Genomic DNA, 22784 nt, shown 5'->3' with positions numbered 1-22784 from the left:
GACATCGCAACGAAGGAGAAGCAGGGTGCGACCGACCCTCGCCGCCGAGCAGGTACGCGACAGCCTGAGCCAGTACCTGTCGACGACGTACGCCCTGGCGGACGAAGGCACCCGCAGCGCCCTGGAGCAGTTCCTCGGCGACACCGACGACGGCATCTTCCGCGGCCCGTACCTGCGCATCCGCACCCCCTTCCGCTCGGCTGAGAACGACGACTGGCAGCGGCACCTCACCTGGTGGCCGCGGATCAAGGGCTTCACTCCCCACCGTCACCAGGAGCGGGCCTGGGAACGCCTCTCGACCCTGCACGGCCCCGCCCGGCCCACGCTCGTGACCACCGGTACCGGATCCGGCAAGACGGAGTCGTTCCTCGTGCCGATCCTCGACCACTGCCGACGGGAGCGGGAGGCAGGCAGGGAAGGCGTCAAGGCCGTTCTCCTCTACCCGATGAACGCGCTCGCCACCGACCAGGCCCACCGCATCAACGACTACCTCGACAGCCCCCGGGACGCCCGGCTCAGGGACGCCGGGGTGCGCGCGGGGCTCTACATCGGCGACAAGGCGTCCAAGGAGTTCAAGCAGGCCAACCCGCGTATCGCGGTCGACCGGGACGAGATCCGGCGCACTCGGCCCGACATCCTCATCACCAACTACAAGATGCTCGACCTGATGCTCCAGCGGCCCGAGGACCAGCGGCTGTGGCAGGAGCCGGGCGGCTCCGCGCTCGCCTATGTCGTCCTCGACGAGTTCCACACCTACGACGGCGCCCAGGGCACCGACGTGGCCATGCTGCTGCGCCGGCTCGGCTCCGTCGCCGACCTGAACGAGCCGGGGAGGCCCCTCGGCCCGGTCTGTCCCGTCGCCACCTCGGCCACCCTCGGCGAGGGAACTCCGGGCACGGCGGGCGGGTCGATGCTGGACGTGGCGGAGCAGGTGTTCGGCGTGCCCTTCCCGCCGGACGCGGTGGTGGGGGAGGAGCGGCGCAGCGCCCAGGACTTCGCGGGGAAGAGCGACTTCGGGCTGCCCTTCCCCTCCCCGCACGAAGTGGCGGAACTCGGCGATCCCACCCGCGACCCCGAAGCGCTGGATCAGCTGGCCGCCGCCTTCACCGGCAGAAGCGGCCTCGACGCCGTACAGCTCGGCAGACAACTGAGCCGCCACCGGCTGACCGCCGCCGTCCTGGAGATCCTCGACGGCCGGCCGCGCACCACGCCCGAGATCATGGACGTCCTGCCGCGCTACGCCTACCACTGGGGCATGGCGGTCCAGCAGAGCCCAGCCGTCGCCGCCCAGGCCCTCGCGCGCTATGTCGCCCTGCTCTCCACGGCCCGCGACCCCGAACACCCCACGCGCCCACTCCTGTCGATCGAGGTACACCACTGGGTGCGCTCCGTCTCCCGGGTGCTGCGCGGCGTCAGCGCGGCGAGGGCGGAGTTCCGCTGGGACGACGAACGGGTCACCGGAGGCGGCAGGCTCACCGCGCGCAAGACCGGTGGCCGGAACAGCGAAGCCCTCACCACCGATGGCGACACGGGCGGTCCCGTCGCTCCCGCGGGTGACAGCGCGCCCCCGCCCGCCCAGGTGTTCCTGCCCGCCGTCTTCTGCCGGGAATGCGGCCGATCCGGCTGGGCCGCGCTCTCCCCGGAGGCGGACCCGGCGGAGCTGGACATGAACGCCACCAAGATCCGCCGGGCATCCGTCGGCCGCGACAAGAGCCGCGTCCGCAACATGATCGCGGCGACCCCGCAGCAGGCGTACGACACGGCCTTCGTAGCCGAGAAGCAGCGCAGCGGACCGACCGTTATGGTGCTCGACGGAGCACAGGGGCGGGTACGGCCGCTGTCCCGCGCAACGGACTTCGACCCCCCGCGGGACGGCGAAGGCCCGCACACGGCCAAGCCGTTGCACGACGCGGCGTTCGTCTGGGCGGACATCGGCGACGACCGGGCCGCGCGCGGCGACCAGTGCCCGGCCTGCCGCACCTACAACGCAATCCGCTACCTCGGTACCGGGCTCGCCGCGCTCGCCGCCGCCTCCATCACCCAGCTGTTCACGGGCGGCGAACTCGACAAGAACCTGAACGAGGACAAGACGCTCCTCTTCAACGACTCCGTGCAGGACGCCGCCCACCGCGCCGGATACGTCGCCAACCGCTCGTACACCTTCTCGCTGCGCTCCCTGCTCGCCAGCCGCATCGACGAGGACGAGCCGATCGCGCTGAGCGACCTGGCCGCCGACCTCATCACGGACGTCGTGGACAGCAAGGCCGTCCAGACCGCGGTGATCCCGCCCGACCTGCACGTCGTGCGCGGCGTCGACACCCTGCTGTCCGGACGCAGCCACGGCTCCCGCCCCACCTGGGAACTCATCGCCCAGCGTCTCGCCTTCGCGGCGGTCCTGGAGTTCGGGCTGAGGTCCCGGCAGGGCCGCACCCTGGAGCTGACACGCACGGTCGCCGCGGACGTCCCGCTCCAGGACCCGGACGCGGTCGCCGAGATCGTGCGCGAACTCCTGCACACCACCCCCGGGGACATCGCGCTGCCGGACGGCTCCGTGCCCGGCCCCGACCGCTGGATCGGGCATGTGCGCGGCCTCCTCGAACGGCTGCGCACACGCGGCGCCATCCGGCACGCCTGGCTCGACGGCTGGCTGAACGAAGCGGGCGTACGGCGCTGGCTGGTGTGGGGCGGGCGCAAGACCGGGATGCCGGCTTTCCCGCCCGGCGTGTCCGCCCCGGCGTTCCTGCTCGGCAGCCCCAAGCAGGGCAGCGACGACTTCGACGTGGTCACCGGACGCCTCGGCTGGTACCAGGACTGGACCCGGCGCAGCCTCGGCCTGCGCCCCGACGCCGCCAACGCCTTCCTCGTACGGCTGCTGCCCGCGCTCGTCGACGCGGGCATACTGTCCGCCCGCACCGCCAAGGACGGGGCGACCCGCGTCTACGGCCTCCAGCCCGGTCACGTACAGGTCCGCAAGCTGGCCGACGACCAGGTGGCCGACGCCTCCGCGCACTGCCCGGTCTGCTTCTGGGAGCAGACCGTCCACCCCGCCCTGGCCGACCAGTGGCACGGACAGCCGTGCCCCCGCTACCGCTGCGGCGGACTGCTGCGCACCGGCCAGGACCTGGAGAGCGGCGTACGGCGCCGGGACTTCACCCAGGACTTCTACCGCCGGATGTACCGCGACGCGGGCGTCTTCACCATCAACACGGCGGAGCACACCGGCACCCTCACCCGCCCCAAGCGTGAAGCCGTGGAGAAGGCGTTCCGCGAGGGCACCCGGGCCCACTACGCCAACCCGCAGGTCCTGTCCTGCACCCCCACGCTCGAACTCGGCATCGACATCGGCGACCTGTCGGCCGTGGTCCTCGCCTCGCTGCCCAAGGGACCCGCGAACTACGTGCAGCGGGTGGGCCGGGCCGGCCGTGCCACCGGCAACGCCTACCTGCTGACCATGGTCGACCGCGGACCCCGCGACCGCTACTACCTGGACGACCCCCGGCAGATGATCGCCGGGGACATCCAGCCGCCCGGCTGTTTCCTCTCCGCGAGCGAGATCCTGCGCCGCCAGTACCTCGCGCACCTCCTCGACCTGGCCGGTGCCGGACGCCTGCCCGTGCCCGACGGGGACGAGGACGCGCTCCGCCCGATGACCCACCTGGCCAACGACCTGTTCGGTGCTTCGGCGTGGCTGACCGAGTTCGAGGAGGCGGCACTGGCCGCGGGCCCTCGCCTTGTCGAGACCTTCCTGCTTCTGTTCCCGCCGTACGACGCGAAGAAGGGCACGGGCGTCAGCCCGCAGGCCGCCGAGGCGCTGCGCACCTACGCGACCGGGGGTCTCGCCGACGCCCTCAAGGACGCCCGCGATCAGTGGGAGGAGCGACGCGGCGAGATGCAGCGCCGCATCACGTCCATCGACGCGGCGCTGCGAGCCCTGGTGGCCGGTGACCCCGAGCACGAACGGCAGGGCAGGGAACTGCGCGCCGAACGGCGAGCCGTGTCCGGGCACGCCGGCGAGATCAGCCGCACCACCGCGCACGGCGCGCTCGTCGACCTCGGGCTGCTGCCCAACTACAGCCTCGTCGACTCGCTGACCGAACTCGAAGCCACCCTCACCTGGCGTGAGGACGGCAAGGACGGACAGCCCGAGCACCACAGCAAAGTACTCAGGTACGGGCGGTCGGCGCGCCTGGCCCTCGTCGACTTCGCGCCCGGCAACCACTTCTACGTACAGGGCTACAAGCACCGCGTCACCGGGCTCGACATCGGCAGCCCGAACCGCCCGGCGTGGCTGTGGTGGCGGGTCTGCCCCGACTGCGGGCACATCCGCACGCAGCAGGCACGCCAGGATTCCACCGCGTGCCCGCGCTGCACGTCACCGGCCATCGGCGACGTCGGCTGCCTGCACAAGGTACTGGTGCCGCAGCGCGTGACGGCCCGCGACCAGCGGGACGACATCCGGGTACGCGACGACACCGACGAGCGGGAACGGCGCCTCTACACCGTGGTCCCGGCCGTGGACATTCCGCAGGAGCACATCGAGGCGGGGTGGAAGCACAAGAAGGCCACCTTCGGCTGGGAGTTCACCCGGCACGCCGTGATCCGTCACCTCAACGTCGGCGCCTCCCGGGTGGACACCGGAGTGGAGGACGCCTTCGCGGGACGCCAGGTACGGCTCAACCCCTTCTGGGTCTGCGACTCCTGCGGATACGCCGACCCCGACGGCGGACCAGCCGCCGCCCAGGCCGGACAACAGAGCGCTTTCGGCACCTTCAGAGCCACGAAGTACCACCGCCCGTGGTGCCCCCGGCTGCGCGACGGACTCGGCGAGACGAAAACCGCGCAGCAGGGCGTGAAACTGCTGCTCGCCCACGAACTGCGCAGCGAGGCGCTGCGCATTCTCATCCCGGCAGTCACCGCCTACACCGAGGAGCGCCTGGCCACGTTCAAGGCGCTGCTTCTCGCCGGGATCGCCCAGAGCTACGGCGGCGACCCCGACCACCTGGCCGTCGTCACCGACTCGATGCCCGAGCCCGGCGGCGAGGTCCGCAGGCACTTCCTGGTGCTGTACGACTCGCTGCCCGGCGGCACCGGCTATCTGCACCGGCTCGCGGGACCCGAGGGGCTGCATGACGTGCTGACCCGGGCCCGCCAGGTCATCGAGCGCTGCGCGTGCGTCGGTGAGGAGCGGCCCGCCTGCCACCGGTGCCTGCTGCGGTACGTCGATGACAGAGAGTACGAACTGGTCTCACGCGAACACGCCCTCGACATGCTCGGTGAACTCCTCGGCCGCACCGGTGACGCCTGGGACATCGAGGAAGCAGGGACGACCGGGGCCATCAGTCTCGACAAACAGGTCGAGAGCGAGCTGGAAGCACTGTTCCGCCGGGGGCTCCTCGCCTGGGCCGAAGGCGACGACGGGGTGAGCGTGCGCTCCGCGCAGACACCAGACGGTGAGCGCGACACGACACTGCGGTTCACCGCGCCCGACGGCAAGGTCAGCGGCTGGCGCATGGAGACGCAGACCGACCTCGGGTTCACCGTGCCCGACGTGGTCTTCCGCAGTCTGGACGACGACCGGAAGCGGGTCGCCGTCTACCTGGACGGCTACCGCTACCACGCGAGTCCCGAGCACAACCGCGTCGCGTCCGACGCCGGTAAACGGACCCGGCTGCGCGCCGGACACGGCTGGCAGGTCTTCCAGCTGACCTGGGACGACGTACGCGCCTGGACCGGCGACGCGAAGGCCCCCACCGATCCCGTATGGGTGCCTTACCAGAACACGGCGCAGAAGACCGCGTCGGACATCCACCGGCGGCTGCACGGCGACGACCCGCGCGACCTGAACAACTTCGTGTGGACCAACCCGGTCAACACCCTGATCGGCTACCTGACGACCCCGGACCAAGAGGTGTGGCGGCGGCGTACCCAGAGCGCGCTGGCGGGGTTCGCCGCGGTGTCCGCGACCAGCCGCGCCCTGGCGGACGGGCCCGAGATCGGGCACCGTATCGCCGAGGCGCTGCAGGGCAAGCGGCTCTCCGGTGGACAGGGCGCCGTCCAGGTCATGGCCACCCAGGACGGCAGCGGATGCCCGCTGACGGTCGCCCTCGACCTGCGCAAGGGGCAGGCGGGCGCGGTGTGGACCGCTCTGACCGTGCTCGACGACAGCCCGGAAGCGCCGGCCCGCGACGAGAACGCCCATCGCAGGCGGTGGCAGGCCTGGCTGTACTGGACCAACCTGCTTCAGTTCCTCAACGAGGGCGAGGGCGACGGCGTCCAGCTGGCGGCGAGCCAACTGCCGGGCTTCGACCCGGTGGAGCTGGCCGTGACGGGGGGAGTGGGCTGGCTGGAGTCCCGCCGGCAGCCGCAGACGGAAGGGCTCTCGACCGAGACCGCCGAGGCCGCCGAGGCCGGGGTACCGCCCGTGGAGGCACCCCTGCCTGCGGACTCGGCGACGGGGGCCCCGCAGGATCCTGCCTGGGACGAGGTCGTCGACTACCTGGTCGAAGAGCCCGGACTCGCGGAACTCGTCGACGTACTGGTCCGGTCCGCGGTGCCCGCTCCCGCGGCCGGGTTCGAGCTCGGCGACGCCGCCTGGCCCGCCGAACTGGCCTGGCCCACCCATCGCATCGGTGTCGTTCTCGCCCCCGCGCAGGAGGACGAAGCCGCCCTTGCCGAAGCGCAGGACCGTGACCATGCCTACGCGTCGGCGGGTTGGACCGTACGGACCGCGGTGCAGTGGGACGCGCGGGAACTCGCGGCCGCCCTGACCGGGCGCGCCGAAGCAGACGGCGGCCCGGCCGGCAACGACGACGGCAACGCCGGCGACGGCGGCAATGCCAACGACAGCGACGACGAGGAGCAGGACCGATGACCAGCACCGGCGCGCCGACCGCGGGCGCGACCCTCCGCCTGCTCGACAAGGCGGACAAGGAGATCGTCAAGCTGGACCGGGCGATCGTCGGGGCGGTCTACAAATTTCAGCACGAATTCCGTAAGAACCCCGAAGCGCCGGGTTTCGACCTCAAGCCGCTCAAGGGGCACGAGCGGCTGTGGTCGGCGCGCGTCAACCGCGAGTACCGGGCCCTGCTGGTGCGCCTCGGCGGCAACGACTGGCTGCTGGTCTCGGTCAAGCACCGTGGACACGTCCACCGCAACCTCGACCGGCTCGCGTACGGCATCAACCAGGTCACGGGTGCGATCGAGTACGTGGACCTCCAGGTGGTGGAGGACGACGTCCTGGGCACGGCAGGACCCGGGGCGCGTCCTGAACCATCTGAACCATCCGTTCCGGAAGCCGTCGCCCCCGAAACTCCGCTGTTCGCCGCGTACACCGCGCAGCAACTGGCCGACCTGGGCGTGGCCGAGCCGCTGATCCCGATCGTCCTCAAGCTCACCACGGACGACGAACTGCTCGGACTCGCCGAGTACGCCCCACGGCACACGGGCGAGGTGTTGCTGCGGCTGCGCGACCAAGTCCCGTACGAGCAGGTCATGGAGGAGGTGACCGCGCCGGTCGCCGTCGCCGCCGAGGAGTCCCCCGGCAGCATCCGCGGTGATGAGTGGAGGGAGGCGGCCGACCGCTCGCAGGCCGTGGTGATCACCGATGACGACTCGCTGCGGAGCATCCTCGAAGAGGGCGACTTCGGCCGGTGGAAGGTGTTCCTCCACCCCACCCAGGAGAAGCTGGTGGGGCGCAGGTACTCCGGGCCGGCCCGGGTGGGAGGAGGCCCGGGAACAGGGAAGACGATCGTCGCCCTGCACCGGGTGAAGCACCTCGTGGACCATCTGCCTCCCGGCCATAACAAGCCGGTTCTCCTCACCACCTTCAACAAGAACCTCGCCGCCGATCTGCGTTCCCGCCTTCTCTCGCTCGGCGGTCCGCAGACGCTCGCCCGCGTCGACATCCTGCATGTGGACCAGTTGGCGACGCGTGTCGTGAGCGAGGCGGACCCGGGGAACACCAAGCGCAGGATCGACGACACCCAGGCTCTGCGCGAGTGGCGCCAACTGCTCGTGGAGGCCGGGGAGAACCGCTGGGACGCCGAGTTCCTCTGCGACGAGTGGAACCAGGTGATCCTCGGCCAGGCCGTGGCATCGCGCGCCGAGTACTTCAAAGCCCGCCGGGCGGGCCGGGGCCGCAGTGTGAGCCGTCCCGACCGGGCCGAGATCTGGCAGCTCGCCGAGCGCTTCACCCAACGGCTCGACGTCAAGGGACTGGAGACCCACCGGCAAGTGGCCGAACGGGCGGCCCAGTTGGAGATGGCCCGCGCTCACAGGATTGAGGAGCGCCGGCTGCGGGAGGAAGAGCGCGGCGGACCGGGCAACATCCACGCGGAGTCGGGGACAGGCGCGTGGCTGCGGCATCGCTACCGGCACGTCGTCGTGGACGAGGCCCAGGATCTCGGGGCCGCGCACTGGAAGATGCTGCGGGCCATGGTGCCCCGGGAGGCCGACGACATCTTCCTCGTCGGTGACACCCACCAGAGGATTTACGACAACCAGGTCACCCTGGGCAGTCTGGGCATCAACATTCGGGGCCGCTCGGCGAAACTGACACTCAGCTACCGCACCACGCGCGAGATCCTGGGCGCCGCGATCGGCATCCTCGAAGGGACCGACTTCGACGACCTTGACGGCAGCACCGACGACCTCGCGGGATACCGGTCGGTGCTGCACGGCGGACGTCCCTCCCTGCGGAGCGCGAACAGCTGGGACGAGGAACTCGACCTCGTGGTGGAGCAGGTGCACGCGTGGCACGACGTCCCACGCGAGTCCGTCGCGGTCTGCGTGCCGACGAACGAGAAGGTCGACGAGGTGGTCGCGCGGCTCGCCCGACGCGGAATCATGGCCACGAAGATCACCGGTGACGGGGCGCGGGGAGCCGAGGGAGTGCACGTCGGCACGATGTACCGCTTCAAGGGGCTTGAGTACCGCCGCATGGTCATCGCCGGTGTCTCGGAGGGCCTGGTCCCCCGCTCGGCCGTCGACGCCTGGGAACGGACCGACAAGCTGCGCCACAGGCGTGAACTGCAACGGGCCCGCTCCCTGCTGTTCGTCGCCGCGACCAGAGCACGGGACGCGCTCACGATCTCGTGGAACGGGGAACCCAGCCGCTTTCTCCGCCCGCTGGGCGCACTGGGTCGCTGAACCGCGCTGCAGCATGCCTGGGGGGGGCATCCGGTGGCGAAGCCTGCTGCTGCGACGGCCTTGCGGATCTCGCGTTCCGCAGGCCGAATTCACGGCCTGATCATCTCTCTGCAGGTGTAGTCGCTGCCCCACGACTGAAGTCCTGGGTGTTGCAGTGCAGTTGGGGATGAGGAACCCTACCTGGAAAGCGGCCCACCTCTGACGCTGCGTTCCTCGACTCAGGGCACTTCGCGTCGGCTAACGGCGGGGGAGATTCGTCGACGGCGGGCTGTTCCCAAGGGGCGACGTTCTGTTTTGAGGATCCTTGCTGGCCGGAGCGACGGGCGTCAGCTCGTGGTGACCAGCTCGTCGAGCAGCTGCTCCAACAGGTTGTTGTCACCGAGGAAGCTGCGTTGAGGGTCCAGGCCCGACCAGTTCAGGGCGTATCCCGCGTCGGCGCTGAGCTGGGCCAGGAACGCCCGCTGGGCACGGCCGTTGCCCTCGCGGAACGGGTGGAGGACGTTCAGGTCGCCGTACAACGTGGCCAGTTGGATGACGAATTCCTGCCGGGGGAGATTCCGCAGATGACCGGAGGAGACGGGACGGCCGAAGATTTCTCCGGCGTAGGGCACCAGGTTCCTCGCCGGCAGAGGGGTGTGCGCTTGGCGATGTTCACGGTGCGTAACTCGACTGCCCACGATAGATGTCACCGAAGATCGCGACAGGGAATGCTTGTAGATGGCCAAGGTCGTACGCGCCGGGTAGGGGGCGTTCGGCGAGCATGACGAGGCGTGCCCGGGTGATGTCCGCCTCCGTTACCGCGAGCAGCTGATGGTCGGTGATGCCGAGGTTGTGGCGCAGCACGCCGTTGGGCATGGCGTACGGAACGTTTATTTTGTCGGCCGCTCCGACGTCTGTCGGTGGCGGGCGATCGCGCGGGCGACAAGGGTGTCCGCGTCGAGGTCGCCCGTCACGTATGCCTCAGTGTCGCGTTCGGAGGCCTCGGAGGCCCGGAGCCCCTCGGCCTCGATGGAGCCTGTGGCCGAGGCGACAGCGGCACGTCGTGCCGCTCGGCCGCTCAGCGCCTCGAAGGCCTCGACGGACAGGAGGACAGCCTGGGGCCTGCGGTGGGCGCCGATCAGGACCGGGTCGGCATGCGCGCCGGCCTCCGACAGGGCGGTCAGGATCCGGGAGAGCCTCGCGCGCGCGTCGCTGACGGTCACGACTTCAGGGATCTCCACGCTGTCACCGTATCCATATAGAGCCTTGATTCTGTACAGATTCTAGTACGGATTCCAGTAAACGTCCTGCCTCGGGGGCCCTGGAGGCCTCTTTGCGTAGCCATCAAGGTAGCCACGGAAACGCCCTCCCTGTGCGTCTGTGCAGGTCATAGCGATGTGGTGACTCTCCCCGGCGTACAGCCCGACTCGTCTGCCTTTAGGGCCCTGACCAGGTCTTATGGCCAGGTCGGGGTCCTTTCGCTGTGCGCCCGTACGGACACGAGTCCACGTCAGCGAGAACCCATGCGTGGTCGAAGCCGCGGCCGACGCCAGCTGCACCGCGGCCCTGATCCGCACCTCGGGCAGCGCGACAACGGTCGTCCTCACGCTGCTGACGCGCTGGCCGCCGCCGGGTGCGCCTTTGCGTACCACGGTGACTTCGACTGGCCGGCATCGCGTCGGCCAAGCGTGTCGTGGAGCGGTACGGGGCGGAGCCCTGGCGCATGCGGGCGGGGGACTACGAGTACCTCGCGACGCGCACGCAGGTGCACGGCACTCCGTAGCTCCTCCTCACCGGCATACGGGTCGAGGTCACGTGAGACCGGAACTGGCCCCGACCATGGACGCTCTGGGAATCGCCCTGCACGAGTAGGCGGCGCTCTATCTGCTCTTGGAGGACCTCGGGTAATCGACCATCGCCTACCTCACGGGAGTGGAAGGCACGCCCATAGGGTCTTGCCCGAGGGCGGCCGGGGTTCACTGCCCCATTTCGTAGCCAGCGCGTCGACCAGGAGGAGGCCGCGGCCGGATTCGGCGGCGGGATCGGCGGAGGTACGGGTCCGGGGCAGGAGCTCGCCTCGTGGGTCGGCGACTTCTACGCGGAGCGTGTGCGAAGGCTCGATGGTGAGCGTGAGGCGGAAGGACCGGCCTCTCACGCGGCCGTGGGTCACCGCGTTCGCCGCCAGCTCGGCCACGATCGACGCGGTGGATTCGCTCGCCGTGCAGGCGGGTGGCCAGCCCCACTCCGCGAGTTGGTGGACCGCCAGCAACCGCGCGAGGTGGGCACCGCGCGGTGTGGCGCTGAGGAGTTGGGTGAAGCGGAACGCCGCTCGGGAGGTGGAGATTTGTGACTTCATGTCACCGAGCGTGGTCGGGTCGCTCTACCCTGACCAGGGAATCCTTCGGTACGGAGGGTGTGTGTACCAGTACGGACGGTGTCCCGTACGGGATGTCGGCCGTGACCTGATCGGGGTGACGGTGGCGGAGACGGCGGAGACGTACGACGAGGGCGAGCAGAGCAGTGACCTGAACCGGGCGGTCGGCAAGCAGGTCAGGCTGCTTCGGGAGCGGGCTGGGTTCACGCAACGGGAGTTGGGGGATCGGCTCGGGTACGGCGAGGATCTGATCTCCTCTCTGGAGAGGGGGCGGCGGACGCCTCAGCGTGAGTTCCTGGAGGCGGCGGATGAACTGCTGGGCGCGGGTGGGTTGTTGCGGGCGCTGATCGAGGACGTGGAGAAGGCCAAGGCGAAGGCGCGGGTTCGGCATCCGGCTTGGTTCAGGGATTATGCGCGGTTGGAGAGGGAGGCTGTTGAGATCAACGACTACAGCTGCCATGACATCCCCGGGTTGTTCCAGACTCAGCGGCGGATCCGGGCCCTCTATGAGATGCGAAAGCCGCTGCTGGACGAGGAGACCATTGAGCAGCGGGTGGCCTCCCGGTTGGCGCGGCAGGAGATTCTCACCCGCTGGCCTCCGCCCATGATCAGCTCTGTCATCGACGAGTCCGTACTGCGGCGCCCCCTCGGAGGGCCGGAGGTTCACAAGGATCAGCTGGAACAGCTGATCCGGCTCGGGGGTTTGCGTAGCGCAGAGCTGCAGGTGATGCCGACGGAGCGTACCGAACACGCTGGGATGGGCGGTGCCTTCATCCTGCTGACGCCCAAAGGCAAGCGGCAGGTGGGATACACCGAGTCGCAGGACTCCGCACACCTGTCAACAGACGCCGAGGCCGTACGTATCCTGGCCGCACGGTACGGAAGCATCAGAGCCCAGGCACTGACCATGCAGGAGTCCCTGGAACTGATCAAGAGCATGCTGGGAGAACGATGAGCACTCCGGAACCCGCGCGCCTCGCCTGGTTCAAGAGCAGCTACAGCGGCAACGAGGGCGGCGCATGCCTGGAAGTCGCCGCAACACCCCACACCACCCTCGTCCGCGACTCCAAGGACCCCGCCCGCCCCCACCTCGCCTTTCGCCACTCGGAGTGGTCGGCGTTCGTGCGCGGGCTCGTCGAACTCGCGTGACCCGGCAGCCACTTCAGGTGTTCAGGTGAAAGACCATGCTCAGCCTTACCGAGGCGAACATCAAAGCACTGGCCGGCCCCCGTTCCTTCGAGCGTGGGCGCGGATACCTCGACGCGGTGACCGGGATCGAGGTCGGTGACGGCTGGGTCACCGCGACCGTCCACGGCACGGAGCGGTACGAGGTCGAGCTGATCCTCGACGGGCCGGACGGTCTCACCGGCGAGTGCGACTGCCCGTACGGTCTGGAGGGCAACTTCTGCAAGCACCTGGTGGCCCTCGGCCTCACCGTGCTCGCCCAGCGGGAGAGACTGCCGCAGCAGCGGCAGGCGGCCCGCAGCCGTGCGCAGGATCTGGACGGCTGGCTGTCCGCCCTGTCCAAGGACGAGTTGCTCGCCCTGGTGCGGGAACAGGTCGGCGAGGACCGGCAGTTGCGGCGCCGTCTGGAGCTGCGGGCCGCGAGCGCCCGCGGGGACCTCGCCGGGGTCCGGGGGCGTATCCGTGAGCTTCTCGACATCGGTCCGTTCGCGCAGTACGGGTACGTCGAGTACGCCGACGCCCGCGCCTACGCCGAACAGACCGGGCAGGCGGTGGCCGCCATCGGCGCGCTCACCGGCTCCGGCCGGGCCGCCGACGCGATCACCATGGCACGGGAGGCTATGCGGCAGCTGGTCGAGGCGTTAGAGAGCGTCGACGACTCCGACGGCTGGCTCGGGCAGGTCGGCACCGACCTCGCCGACGCCCATCTCGACGCGTGCCGTGCGGCGCGCCCGGACCCGGAGGAACTCGCGCGCTGGCTCGTCGGCCATGTGCTCGGCGACTACGACAGCCTCACCGACATCGATCCGCTCGACTACGAGGACGTCCTCGGCGAACGGGGGATGACCGCCTTGCGGGAACTGGCGGTCGAGGCGTGGCGTGGCAACCGCACCGGGTGGGCCGAAAAGTACCTGATGGAACGCCTGGCCAAGGCGGGGGGCGACGTCGACGCGGTGATCGCCGTGCACGCGGCCGACCTCTCACCGAACGGTCACACGCACCTGCTCATCGCTCGTGAGCTGGACACCGCCCGGCGCCCCGACGAGGCCCTGCGCTGGGCGGAACGCGGCGTCCGGGAAACCCGGGACCTCGCCGCCGTCGACACCGCCCTCGTCGACTACCTCTGCGAGCGTTACGCGCAGGCCGGCCGACTCCCCTACGCCGTCGCCCTGCGACGCGACCACTTCGGCGTCCGCCTTTCCCTGCTCGCGTACCAGCAGCTGCGCGCCGCCGCGCGGGCCGCGGACTGCTGGCAGGGTGAGCGGGAGGGGGCGCTGGCCTTGTTGCGTGCCGACGCGGGACGGCGGCAGCCGGGCTGGTACGGCGGACCCGTCCTGGTTGACGCCCTCCTCGACGACAAGGACGGCGAGGCAGCTTGGGAGGCCGCCGCCGACAGCGGCGCCGACGACCGGCAGTGGCTCGCCCTCGCCGACCACACCCGTGCCGAGCGTCCCGCCGACGCGCTCGGGGTCTACCTGCGCCTGGCCGAGCCGCTCACCACGCAGACGGGCAACGCGGTGTACGAGCAGCTCGTCGGCCTGCTACTGAACATCCGGGACTGTCACCGACGGCTGGGCACACCGGGCGAGTTCACCGCGTACGTCACTGCCCTGCGCACAGCTCAGAAACGCAAGCGGAACCTGCTGCGCCTGATGGACGAGCACGGGCTGTGAGCCGGACAGCGGCGCCACGGCGAGCCACGAGGCACCTCAACTCGGGGCACGCGATGTGCACGGCCTCTGATCACACGAAACGTCCGGCAGCAGATAGAACGGCACTGGTCAAGCTGCCGCGCTTGGTTTTCAGGCGCTATGAGTGATCTTGAGATAGGCGGACGCGCCGGACAGTACTTCAGGAGTGTCAGAGGCACCCCATCGCCGGCGCCATCCCCGCCTCCCCCAGAACCTCACCCCACAGCGGACGACTGCTCGGTAAGTGAGGCTGGAATCAGCTGCTCCGCCCAGATGACCTTGCCTTCGCGGTTGTGGCGTGTGCCCCAGTGTTCGGTGAGTTGGGCGACGAGGAGGAGGCCGCGGCCGCCCTCGTCGGAGACGCGGGCGCGGCGCAGGTGTGGGGCGGTGCTGCTGGCGTCGGAGACTTCGCAGGTCAGGGCGGATTGAAGGATCATGCGCAGTTGGATGGGGCTCTTGCCGTAGCGGATGGCGTTCGTCACCAGTTCGCTGACCAGGAGCTCGGTGGTGAAGGCCAGTTCTTCCAGGCCCCAGGCGGTCAGCTGGTCGGAGGCGTGGGTGCGGGCCTTGGAGACGACTGCCGGGTCGCTGGGGAGGTCCCATGTGGCGACGTGATCGGCGTCAAGGGCTGCGGTTTGTGCCACGAGGAGGGCGACGTCGTCTGCGGGGCGGCCGGGCAGCAGCGCGGAGAGCAGTTTGTCGCAGGTCTCCTCGAGCGACGCCGGTGCTCGGGCGAGGACGTCGCGCAGTAGGGCGAGGGCGGTCTCGAGGTCACGGGAGCGGCTCTGGACGAGGCCGTCGGTGTAGAGGACCAGCCGGCTGCCTGGGAGCAGTTCGAACTGGGCGGTTTCGAAGGGGAGTCCGCCCAGGCCCAGGGGTGGGCCGATCGGCAGCTCCGGGAAGTGGACCGCGTGGGATGCGTGGGATGCGCCGGCATCGTCGTCAGCGGTTGGGGGAGAAACCACGGCTGGCGGGAGGTGACCGGCGCTGGCCATGGAGCACGTGCGGGAGACAGGGTCGTAGACCGCGTACAGGCAGGTGGCGCTGATCTCGTCCGTGCCCCGTTCCTCCTCGCGCTGCAGGCGGATGACCACGTCGTCGAGGTGGGTCAGCAGTTCGTCGGGTGTCAGGTCGATGTCCGCCAGTGTGCGGACGGCCGTCCGCAGCCGGCCCATGGTGGCGGCGGCATGCAGGCCGTGACCGATCACGTCGCCCACGACGAGTGCGACGCGGGCTCCGGAGAGTGGTATCACGTCGAACCAGTCGCCTCCCACCCCCGCCCGCGATCCGCTGGGCAGGTAGCGCGATGCCGTCTCGACCGCCGTCTCGGCTGCGGACTCGTCCGGCACGTGGTGCGGCAGCAGGCTGCGTTGGAGGGTGAGTGCGGTGGAACGCTCCTGGGTGTAGCGACGGGCGTTGTCGATGTTCACCGCCGCTCTGGACGCGATCTCCTGGGCCAGCAGCAGCTCGTCGTCGTCGAAGGGCTCCGCCGTTTCACGGCGGACGAACTGTGCGAGTCCCAGCGGGTTTCCGCGGGCCCACAGTGGGACCAGGAGCATTGAGCGCAGGCCCAGGGCGCGCAGGGCGAGCTCGTGGTCCGCCGACATCGCCAGCCATGGGGGGATGTCGGTGGAGGTGATGCGGAGCCGGAGAGGCTGTCCGGTGGCCAGTACCTGAGCCGGCTCCGAGTCTTCCGGGTAGGTGTGCGTCTGGCCTGTGACGACTGCCGGGGCCGGGGAGCTGTCCGAGGCGGCCTGGGCGATGCGGCGGAGCGTCGCAGGGCCGGCTGCCGGGTACGTCCCCTCCTCCTGGAGGGCGGAGCAAAGGAGGTCGACGGTGACGAGGTCGGCGAGGTGGTCGGCACCGACGTCCGCCAGTTCCCGCGCGGTGCGGGCGGTGTCCAGGGTGGTCCCGATCCGTGTCCCGGCCTCGTTGATCACGATCAGCCGCCGCTGCAGCCAGCGGTCGCGTTCTCTCTGGTAGGCCGCGACAGCCTGTTCCGCCGTGCGATCGGCGTACTCGAAGGCCATCGCGCTCAGGGTGAGCGTCGTCGCGTTGATCAGCTCCTGGGACCCGGCGACACGGACCGATTCCGTATAGAGCTGATCAAGCAGACGTGCGTGGACGAGCCGATGGACGCGAAGGAGCTTGCTGATCGGCACCCCGTGCTCGGCCAGTCGGCGGGCGAACTCGATGGCGGCGGGTGGCGTCCTGACCTTGGTCATATCAAGGTCGCGCTCGAGGAAATCCAGAACGGCGGCGATGTGTTCGGACAACGCCACCGGCGCCACGGAGGCGATGTCCTCGTACTTCCACACCTCGGGAAGTTCGTCGAGCAGGTGTCGCAGCACCACGTCGACCAGTTCATCCGCTCGGGGTACGAGGCCCCGAGCGAGATCGCTGAGGAAGACATGGGCGTCGGTTCCCATAATCAGAAGGTACCCCGACCATGACCGACGGGCTGTGCCGCGCGGAGGCCGGTGGGCGCGCTCGCCCACCGTCGGTCAGGGTCGCCCCGGCAGCCCGGCAGCCCGGCAGCCCGGCAGCCCGGCAGCCCGGCAGCCCGGCAGCCCGGCAGCCCGGCGTACCGCGCTGTCGGCCGTTCAGGGGGTGTGACCGGCGCGGCGGAGGACCGGGCGCAGGACCTCGATGACGCCGGGGTCGTCCACCGTGGAGGGGATGGGTTCGTCGCGTCCGTCGGCGATGCCGCGCATGGTCTTGCGCAGGATCTTGCCCGAGCGGGTCTTGGGCAGGGCGGCGACGACCGTGACGTCCTTGAGGGAGGCGACGGCGCCGATGCGCTCGCGTACGAGCTGGACGAGTTCGGCCTCGACCTCGCTCGGTTCGCGGTCGCTGCCGGCTTTCAGGACGACGAGGCCGCGCGGGATCTGTCCCTTGAGTTCGTCGGCGACGCCGATGACGGCGCATTCGGCGACGTCGGGGTGGGCGGCCAGGGCCTCTTCCATGCTGCCGGTGGACAGACGGTGGCCGGCGACGTTGATGACGTCGTCGGTGCGGCCCATGACGAAGACGTAGCCGTCGTCGTCGATGTGGCCGCTGTCGCCGGTGAGGTAGTAGCCGTCGTAGGCGGAGAGGTAGGAGGCGACGTAGCGGTTGTCGTCGTTCCAGAGGGTGGGGAGTGCGCCGGGCGGCAGGGGGAGCTTCACGACGATCGCGCCGTCGACGCCCGCGGGCGCCTGCTCGCCCGAGGGGTCGAGTACGCGTACGTCCCAGCCCGGGAGGGGGCGGGTGGGGGAGCCGGGCTTGAGGGGAGCGGCTTCGATGCCGACCGGGTTGGCGACGATGGGCCAGCCGGTCTCGGTCTGCCACCAGTGGTCGATCACCGGGACGTCCAGGAGGGCGCTCGCCCAGTGGTACGTCTCGGGGTCGAGGCGCTCACCGGCGAGGAAGAGGTAGCGCAGGTGGGAGAGGTCGTAGCCGGCGGTGAGCGCTCCCTTCGGGTCCTCCTTGCGGATGGCCCGGAAGGCGGTGGGCGCCGTGAACATGGTCTTGACCCGGTAATCGGCGGCGACGCGCCAGAACTGGCCCGCGTCCGGCGTGCCGACCGGCTTGCCCTCGTACAGGACCGTTGTCGCGCCGGCCAGCAGGGGCGCGTAGACGATGTACGAGTGCCCGACGACCCAGCCGACGTCGGAGCCGGTGAACATCGTCTCGCCCGGGCCCACGTCGTACACGGCGCCCATCGACCAGTGCAGGGCGACCGCGTAGCCGCCGCTGTCACGCACGACTCCCTTGGGCTTTCCGGTCGTTCCGGACGTGTAGAGGATGTACAGGGGATCGGTGGCGGCGACGGGAACGCAGTCGGCCGACGGCGCGGTGGCGACCAGGTCGGCCCAGTCGAGATCGTCGGGCCCCAGTGCGGCCGGCTCCTGCGGGCGTTGCAGGATCACGCTCTTCTCCGGCTTGTGCACGGCGAGTTCGATGGCCCGGTCGAGCAGGGGCTTGTACGCGATGACACGCTTGCCCTCGATGCCGCAGGAGGCGGAGACGACCACCTTGGGGGCCGCGTCATCGATCCGGAGGGCGAGTTCGCGCGGGGCGAACCCGCCGAAGACGACCGAGTGGACCGCGCCGATGCGTGCGCAGGCCAGCATCGCGACGGCGGCCTCAGGGACCATCGGCATGTAGATCACCACCCGGTCGCCGTGCCCCACGCCGAGCTGTGCGAGCGCTCCGGCGAAGGCCGCCACCTCGTTCCTCAACTGCGCGTAGGTGTAGGTGCGTTGGGTGTCGGTCACGGGTGAGTCGTAGACGAGCGCGGGCTGGTCGCCGCGGCCGGCTTCTACGTGCCGGTCGAGCGCGTTGAAACAGACGTTGAGCCGCCCGTCGGGAAACCAGCGGTAGAACGGCGCGCCCGAGGAGTCCAGGGCGCGTTGCGGAGTGACATCCCAGTCGATGCCCTCTGCCGCCTTCAGCCAGAAGCTCTCCGGGTCCTCGGTACTGGCGCGGAAGACATCCTCGTACGTTCCCATCGCGCACTCCTTTGTGGCATCGCGGGACGGTGGTGGGGCTTGCTGCGTGCGGAACGGTGTCGGACACAAGTACCGCATGCCGGTCGGCATGGTCGAGCAGGCTGCCCGGAGAGCGGCCGACCGGGCACCGGCATCGCGGTGGTGCGGCGGGGCACCGCGGTGGTGTGGCAGGGCATCGCGGTGGTGCGGCGGGGCACCGCGGTGGTGTGGCAGGGCATCGCGGTGGTGCGGCAGCCTGGCCGCCCGCCGGCAGGCTCCCGCCCCGCCGTCAGGTGCGGCTGCCGCTCACGCGCCGAGGTGCTTGCGGAGCCACTGGCCCATCTGCTGGATCGCCTGGTCCACCTCGGGTACCCGCCCGGCGCCCAGGACGAACGAGTGCTGGCCTTCGGGCATCGGGTGGACCTCGGAGGTGACCTTGAAGTCCGCGAGGCGGTGGCCGAGCTGGGCGCCGTCGTCGGCGAGGGTCTCGTACTCGCCGTAGTGGACGGTCGTGGGCGGCAGGCCGGTCAGATCGGCGTTCACGAGGCTGATCGCGGGGTCGGTGAAGTCCACCGCGGGGTCCTGCAGCCAGGCTCCCCGGAAGAGCTCCAGGGTGTTCCTGCTGAGCATCTTGTCGTTGTCCTCGTTCTCGTCCACCGACGGGTTCTGGATGGTGAGGTCGGTCCACGGCGAGACGCTGACGATCGCGCCCGGGGTCGCCTCGCCCTTCGCGAGCAGGCGCAGCGGCAGCATCACCGCGAGGGTGCCGCCGATCGAGTGGCCCGTGCTGCCGATGTTGCGCGGCTCGTAGCCCTGGGAGAGCAGCCACCGGTAGGCCGTCTCGGCGTCGTCGAGCTGGGCGGGGTAGGGGTGCTCGGGCGCCAGGCGGAAGTCCACGACGAGGGAGCGGGCTCCGGCCGCCTTCGCGATGTGGCCTGCGGCCTTGCGGTCCGAGTGCATCGAGGCGGTGACCGATCCGCCGAAGTGGAAGTGGAGCAGCGCCTTGTCGGGGTCGGCGCCCTCGGGGATGGCCCACAGGGCGGGTACGCCGCCCGCGTCCACCTCGGCGTAGGTGACGCCTTCCGGCTCGGTCGACGCCTTGTGGTTCGAGTCGACGATGTCGCGGATGACGGCCAGGTCGAGGCCGGGTGTCGACGACTTAGCGCTGACGCTCGCGAGGAACTCCGCGAACTCGTGTGCCTCTGGGCTTACTCCCATGGTGGTGCTCCTTCTCGGACGGGTGCCGTGCCGGATTTCCCTGCGGGAGCCGGGTCGAGCCGGGTCGATGTGCTGGTCATGACGCTAGCGGCTGAGTATAGGAAAGTAAACTCAGGCGAGGTTGGAATCACCCTCATGGCTGCGAGGAGGCTCTTCCGGGGCGTCGATGGGCATCGATGGGCGTCGAGGGTGCGATGTGGGCGGTCCTGCTCCTGCGCCAGGTTGTACGGCTCGTCCCGCGGGAGTGCTTGAAGTCGTGCACCGGCCGCGAAGACGGCACGACGAAGACGGCACGACTGCGGCGCCGATGACTGACCGGCGAACGGCGTCCGAGCGGGCCTCGACTCCCAACTCGGCGCCGCCTCTTGACTCGCCGGACAGGAGGGTGAGACCGGAGGGCGTTCACCGCACCGGAAACTCCTTGGCGTTCACTCCGGCATCAGCTCATCGGCCCGTTCGGCATCAGTTCGTCGGCCCGTTCGGCGACCTCATGCCGTAGAGCGGTCCACAGGGCGCGTACGGCGGGGTGTGTCACGGCCTCGCGGCGGACGGCCAGGGTGATGGGGAGCCGGATGTCGATCTCGTCGGGGAGCAGTCGGCGCAGTTGCGTCCGCTGGGCCAGAAAGGCCGGCAGGACGCCGATGCCGGCCCCCCGCTGGGTGGCTTCGAGCTGGGCGAAGACGTTCGTCGAGGAGAATGCCGGGGTCATTCCGGGAAGGTGGCGCTCGATGTCGAGGTCGCTGACCTGCAGCATCGACTCGATGTAGAAGATGAGCGGGTGCTCGCGCAGCTCGGCCACCGTCTCCGGCCGACCGTACTTTGTGAGGTAGTCGTCACAGGCGTAGAGCCCCAGCGTGTAGTCGGTGAGGTGTTCGGTCACCAGGCGGATGCTGGCGGGGACGCCGATGACGAGAGCGAGATCGAAACCGGACGGGCGCAGGGCGAGCTGCCGTGTCGCGGTGATGAGTTCGACCTGGAGCCGGGGGTGCCGGCGGCGTACCCGTACGAGGGCGGGTGTGGCGAAGGCGGTGCCGAAGCCGTCGGGCGCGCTGACGCGCACCGTGCCGTGCAGGGACGGCGAGTCCTGGCCCGCCACGGTGTCGGCGACGCTGTCGATGGCCTCCTCGATCGCGCGGGCGCTCTCCGAGACGGCTCGTCCGATGTCCGTCAGCGTCCATCCTTCCGTGCCGCGTTCGATGAGGCGCACGCCGAGGCTCTTCTCCAATGCGGCGATACGGCGTGACACGGTGGTGTGGTCCACGCCGAGTGCGTCGGCGGCTGTCACCAGGCGCCCGGTACGGGACACCGCGAGCAGGTAGCGCAGATCGTCCGCGCGGAGTTTGCGCGGATCGACGGCGCGGTGGGAGTCGGCCGGCTGCTGGGCGGGGTTCTCGTCCGGGGAGCGGGGGTGCACGGACCGACCGTATCTGCGTTTCCGCACAGGGGGTGTGCGCTATTGGTGGTTGTTTGCACACGGTGCGGGGCCGCACAGTCAGGGCAGCAGTGGGCGCGACATGCCTCGCCGTTCTTGCCGAAAGGGCCGCCATGGTTGCCAGCCTTTCCCTCCCGCGGATCCTGCGCGTCGGCAGTGGTGCCGTCGGCGAGCTGGGCGACGTCGTCACAGGGCTGGGCCTGCGCCGCCCTCTGCTGGTGACGGACGCGTTCCTCGCCGGGACCGGTGCGGCGGAACGACTGATGGCGACGCTTAGGGATGCCGGACTGCAGCCGCACCTGTTCGCCGGCACCGTCCCGGACCCGACGACCGACTCGCTCGACGCGGGCCTGGCCGTGCTGCGGGAACACGGGGCGGACTCGGTGATCGGATTCGGCGGGGGCAGTCCGATGGACACCGCCAAGGCCCTCGGTCTGCTGGGCGTCCAGGGCGGGCGGATGCGGGACTACAAGGCCCCGCACACCAACCTCGGTCCGGCGCTTCCCGTGATCGCGGTCCCGACGACCGCGGGCAGCGGCTCGGAGGCCACCCAGTTCACCATCATCACCGACAGCTCCACGGACGAGAAGATGCTCTGCCCGGGGCCGGCGTTCCTGCCGGTCGCCGCCGTCGTCGACTTCGAACTGACTCTGTCGATGCCGGCCCGGCTGACCGCGGACACCGGCGTCGACGCGCTCACTCATGCCGTCGAGGCGTACGTGAGCCGCAAGGCCAATCCGTTCTCCGACGGCCTTGCCCTGAACGCGATCCGGACCATCGGCCACCACCTCCGCCGCGTCTACGCCGACGGGGGAGACATCGAGGCTCGCGAGGCGATGATGCTCGCCGCGACCCAGGCCGGCATCGCCTTCTCCAACTCCAGCGTGGCGCTGGTGCACGGCATGAGCCGCCCGATCGGTGCGCACTTCCACGTCGCCCACGGTCTGTCGAACGCGATGCTCTTCCCCGCGGTGACAGCGTTCTCCGTGCCCGCCGCCGAGAGCCGGTACGCCGACTGCGCCCGCGCACTCGGAGCCGCCACCGACGGCGACAGCGACGCCTTGGCCGCCGATAAGCTCGTGGAGGCGCTCCGAGCCCTGTGTGAGGATCTTGAGGTGCCCACCCCCCAAGCCCACGGCATCGACAAGGACGAGTGGTTCCGCCTGTTGCCCCTCATGGCCGAGCAGGCGCTCGCGTCCGGATCCCCGGCCAACAACCCCGTCGTACCCACCGTGGACGAGATCCAGGATCTCTACGCGCAGATCTACGCCTGACACACGGCGAGT

General features: G+C 70.1%; 15 protein-coding genes and 1 pseudogene. 8 read left to right on the top strand and 8 right to left on the bottom strand.

Going from position 1 to position 22784, the window contains the following annotated elements; all coding sequences use genetic code 11:
* Positions 1–25: 25 nt before the first annotated feature.
* Both ACTWQR_RS34815 and ACTWQR_RS34810 read left to right on the top strand, forming a co-directional pair.
* Positions 26–6871, top strand: a complete 6846-nt coding sequence (locus ACTWQR_RS34815) for a DEAD/DEAH box helicase (RefSeq protein WP_443231211.1) — start codon at positions 26–28, stop codon at positions 6869–6871.
* Complete coding sequence (locus ACTWQR_RS34810; protein ID WP_443231210.1) at positions 6868–9147, top strand: UvrD-helicase domain-containing protein; 2280 nt, start codon at positions 6868–6870, stop codon at positions 9145–9147. The genes ACTWQR_RS34815 and ACTWQR_RS34810 overlap by 4 nt, the downstream gene beginning before the upstream one ends.
* Positions 9148–9473: 326 nt before the next feature.
* Here the strand turns inward: ACTWQR_RS34810 and ACTWQR_RS34805 are convergent, their stop codons facing one another.
* From ACTWQR_RS34805 to ACTWQR_RS34795, 3 genes are read right to left on the bottom strand one after another with little or no spacing between them, the layout of a single operon-like run.
* A complete protein-coding gene (locus tag ACTWQR_RS34805; RefSeq protein ID WP_443231209.1) occupies positions 9474–9824 on the bottom strand; it encodes a Fic family protein in 351 nt (116 codons plus the stop codon).
* The gene (locus tag ACTWQR_RS34800) at positions 9799–10002 is read right to left on the bottom strand and encodes a hypothetical protein (RefSeq protein ID WP_443231208.1); all 204 of its coding nucleotides are present in this window, start codon (positions 10000–10002) and stop codon (positions 9799–9801) included. The genes ACTWQR_RS34805 and ACTWQR_RS34800 overlap by 26 nt, the downstream gene beginning before the upstream one ends.
* Positions 10003–10016: 14 nt before the next feature.
* Positions 10017–10367, bottom strand: coding sequence for an antitoxin VbhA family protein (locus ACTWQR_RS34795; protein WP_443231207.1), 351 nt, complete (start codon positions 10365–10367; stop codon positions 10017–10019).
* 217 nt (positions 10368–10584) lie between these two features.
* On the opposite strand from ACTWQR_RS34795, the pseudogene ACTWQR_RS34790 reads away from it, so the two are divergent.
* Positions 10585–10758, top strand: a pseudogene (locus tag ACTWQR_RS34790) (DUF2399 domain-containing protein); the annotation flags it as partial.
* A gap of 61 nt (positions 10759–10819) precedes the next feature.
* Positions 10820–10909, top strand: a complete 90-nt coding sequence (locus tag ACTWQR_RS34785; protein WP_443231206.1) for a hypothetical protein — start codon at positions 10820–10822, stop codon at positions 10907–10909.
* 141 nt (positions 10910–11050) lie between these two features.
* Here the strand turns inward: ACTWQR_RS34785 and ACTWQR_RS34780 are convergent, their stop codons facing one another.
* Complete coding sequence (locus ACTWQR_RS34780) at positions 11051–11482, bottom strand: ATP-binding protein (protein ID WP_443231205.1); 432 nt, start codon at positions 11480–11482, stop codon at positions 11051–11053.
* 106 nt (positions 11483–11588) lie between these two features.
* Between ACTWQR_RS34780 and ACTWQR_RS34775 the strand changes: the two genes are divergently transcribed.
* From ACTWQR_RS34775 to ACTWQR_RS34765, 3 genes are read left to right on the top strand one after another with little or no spacing between them, the layout of a single operon-like run.
* On the top strand, positions 11589–12455 hold the full coding sequence (locus tag ACTWQR_RS34775; protein ID WP_443231239.1) for a helix-turn-helix domain-containing protein: 867 nt from the start codon (positions 11589–11591) through the stop codon (positions 12453–12455).
* Entirely contained in the window at positions 12452–12649 is a 198-nt protein-coding gene (locus ACTWQR_RS34770; protein ID WP_443231204.1) for a DUF397 domain-containing protein, read from the top strand. The genes ACTWQR_RS34775 and ACTWQR_RS34770 overlap by 4 nt, the downstream gene beginning before the upstream one ends.
* 35 nt (positions 12650–12684) lie before the next feature.
* Positions 12685–14358: an SWIM zinc finger family protein gene (locus tag ACTWQR_RS34765; protein WP_443231203.1), complete on the top strand. Its 1674-nt coding sequence runs from the start codon at positions 12685–12687 to the stop codon at positions 14356–14358.
* Positions 14359–14591: 233 nt separating this feature from the next.
* Here the strand turns inward: ACTWQR_RS34765 and ACTWQR_RS34760 are convergent, their stop codons facing one another.
* From ACTWQR_RS34760 to ACTWQR_RS34745, 4 genes are all read right to left on the bottom strand, one after another.
* Positions 14592–16805: an ATP-binding SpoIIE family protein phosphatase gene (locus ACTWQR_RS34760; protein ID WP_443231202.1), complete on the bottom strand. Its 2214-nt coding sequence runs from the start codon at positions 16803–16805 to the stop codon at positions 14592–14594.
* Between the two features lie 174 nt (positions 16806–16979).
* Positions 16980–18869, bottom strand: a complete 1890-nt coding sequence (locus ACTWQR_RS34755) for a propionyl-CoA synthetase (RefSeq protein ID WP_443231201.1) — start codon at positions 18867–18869, stop codon at positions 16980–16982.
* A gap of 285 nt (positions 18870–19154) precedes the next feature.
* Positions 19155–20066 (bottom strand): alpha/beta hydrolase, encoded by a 912-nt coding sequence (locus ACTWQR_RS34750; RefSeq protein WP_443231200.1) that lies wholly within the window; start codon positions 20064–20066, stop codon positions 19155–19157.
* Positions 20067–20505: 439 nt separating this feature from the next.
* Positions 20506–21480: a LysR family transcriptional regulator gene (locus tag ACTWQR_RS34745; protein WP_443231199.1), complete on the bottom strand. Its 975-nt coding sequence runs from the start codon at positions 21478–21480 to the stop codon at positions 20506–20508.
* 131 nt (positions 21481–21611) lie between these two features.
* Between ACTWQR_RS34745 and ACTWQR_RS34740 the strand changes: the two genes are divergently transcribed.
* Positions 21612–22772, top strand: coding sequence for an iron-containing alcohol dehydrogenase (locus tag ACTWQR_RS34740; RefSeq protein WP_443231198.1), 1161 nt, complete (start codon positions 21612–21614; stop codon positions 22770–22772).
* Positions 22773–22784 lie beyond the last annotated feature (12 nt).

This window comes from Streptomyces sp. 2A115 (assembly GCF_052245575.1).
Classification (GTDB): Bacteria; Actinomycetota; Actinomycetes; order Streptomycetales; family Streptomycetaceae; genus Streptomyces.
Note: the sequence above shows the minus strand (reverse complement) of the source record. Positions and strands in the feature narration are given on the sequence as shown.

What these genes read in the sequence shown, in the direction of transcription:
- ACTWQR_RS34810 (WP_443231210.1), top strand. Translation starts at nt 6,868, where the DNA reads ATGACCAGCACCGGCGCGCCGACCGCGGGCGCGACCCTCCGCCTGCTC.
- ACTWQR_RS34800 (WP_443231208.1), bottom strand. Translation starts at nt 10,002, where the DNA reads ATGCCCAACGGCGTGCTGCGCCACAACCTCGGCATCACCGACCATCAG.
- ACTWQR_RS34780 (WP_443231205.1), bottom strand. Translation starts at nt 11,482, where the DNA reads ATGAAGTCACAAATCTCCACCTCCCGAGCGGCGTTCCGCTTCACCCAA.
- ACTWQR_RS34770 (WP_443231204.1), top strand. Translation starts at nt 12,452, where the DNA reads ATGAGCACTCCGGAACCCGCGCGCCTCGCCTGGTTCAAGAGCAGCTAC.
- ACTWQR_RS34765 (WP_443231203.1), top strand. Translation starts at nt 12,685, where the DNA reads ATGCTCAGCCTTACCGAGGCGAACATCAAAGCACTGGCCGGCCCCCGT.
- ACTWQR_RS34760 (WP_443231202.1), bottom strand. Translation starts at nt 16,805, where the DNA reads ATGGGAACCGACGCCCATGTCTTCCTCAGCGATCTCGCTCGGGGCCTC.
- ACTWQR_RS34755 (WP_443231201.1), bottom strand. Translation starts at nt 18,869, where the DNA reads ATGGGAACGTACGAGGATGTCTTCCGCGCCAGTACCGAGGACCCGGAG.
- ACTWQR_RS34750 (WP_443231200.1), bottom strand. Translation starts at nt 20,066, where the DNA reads ATGGGAGTAAGCCCAGAGGCACACGAGTTCGCGGAGTTCCTCGCGAGC.
- ACTWQR_RS34740 (WP_443231198.1), top strand. Translation starts at nt 21,612, where the DNA reads ATGGTTGCCAGCCTTTCCCTCCCGCGGATCCTGCGCGTCGGCAGTGGT.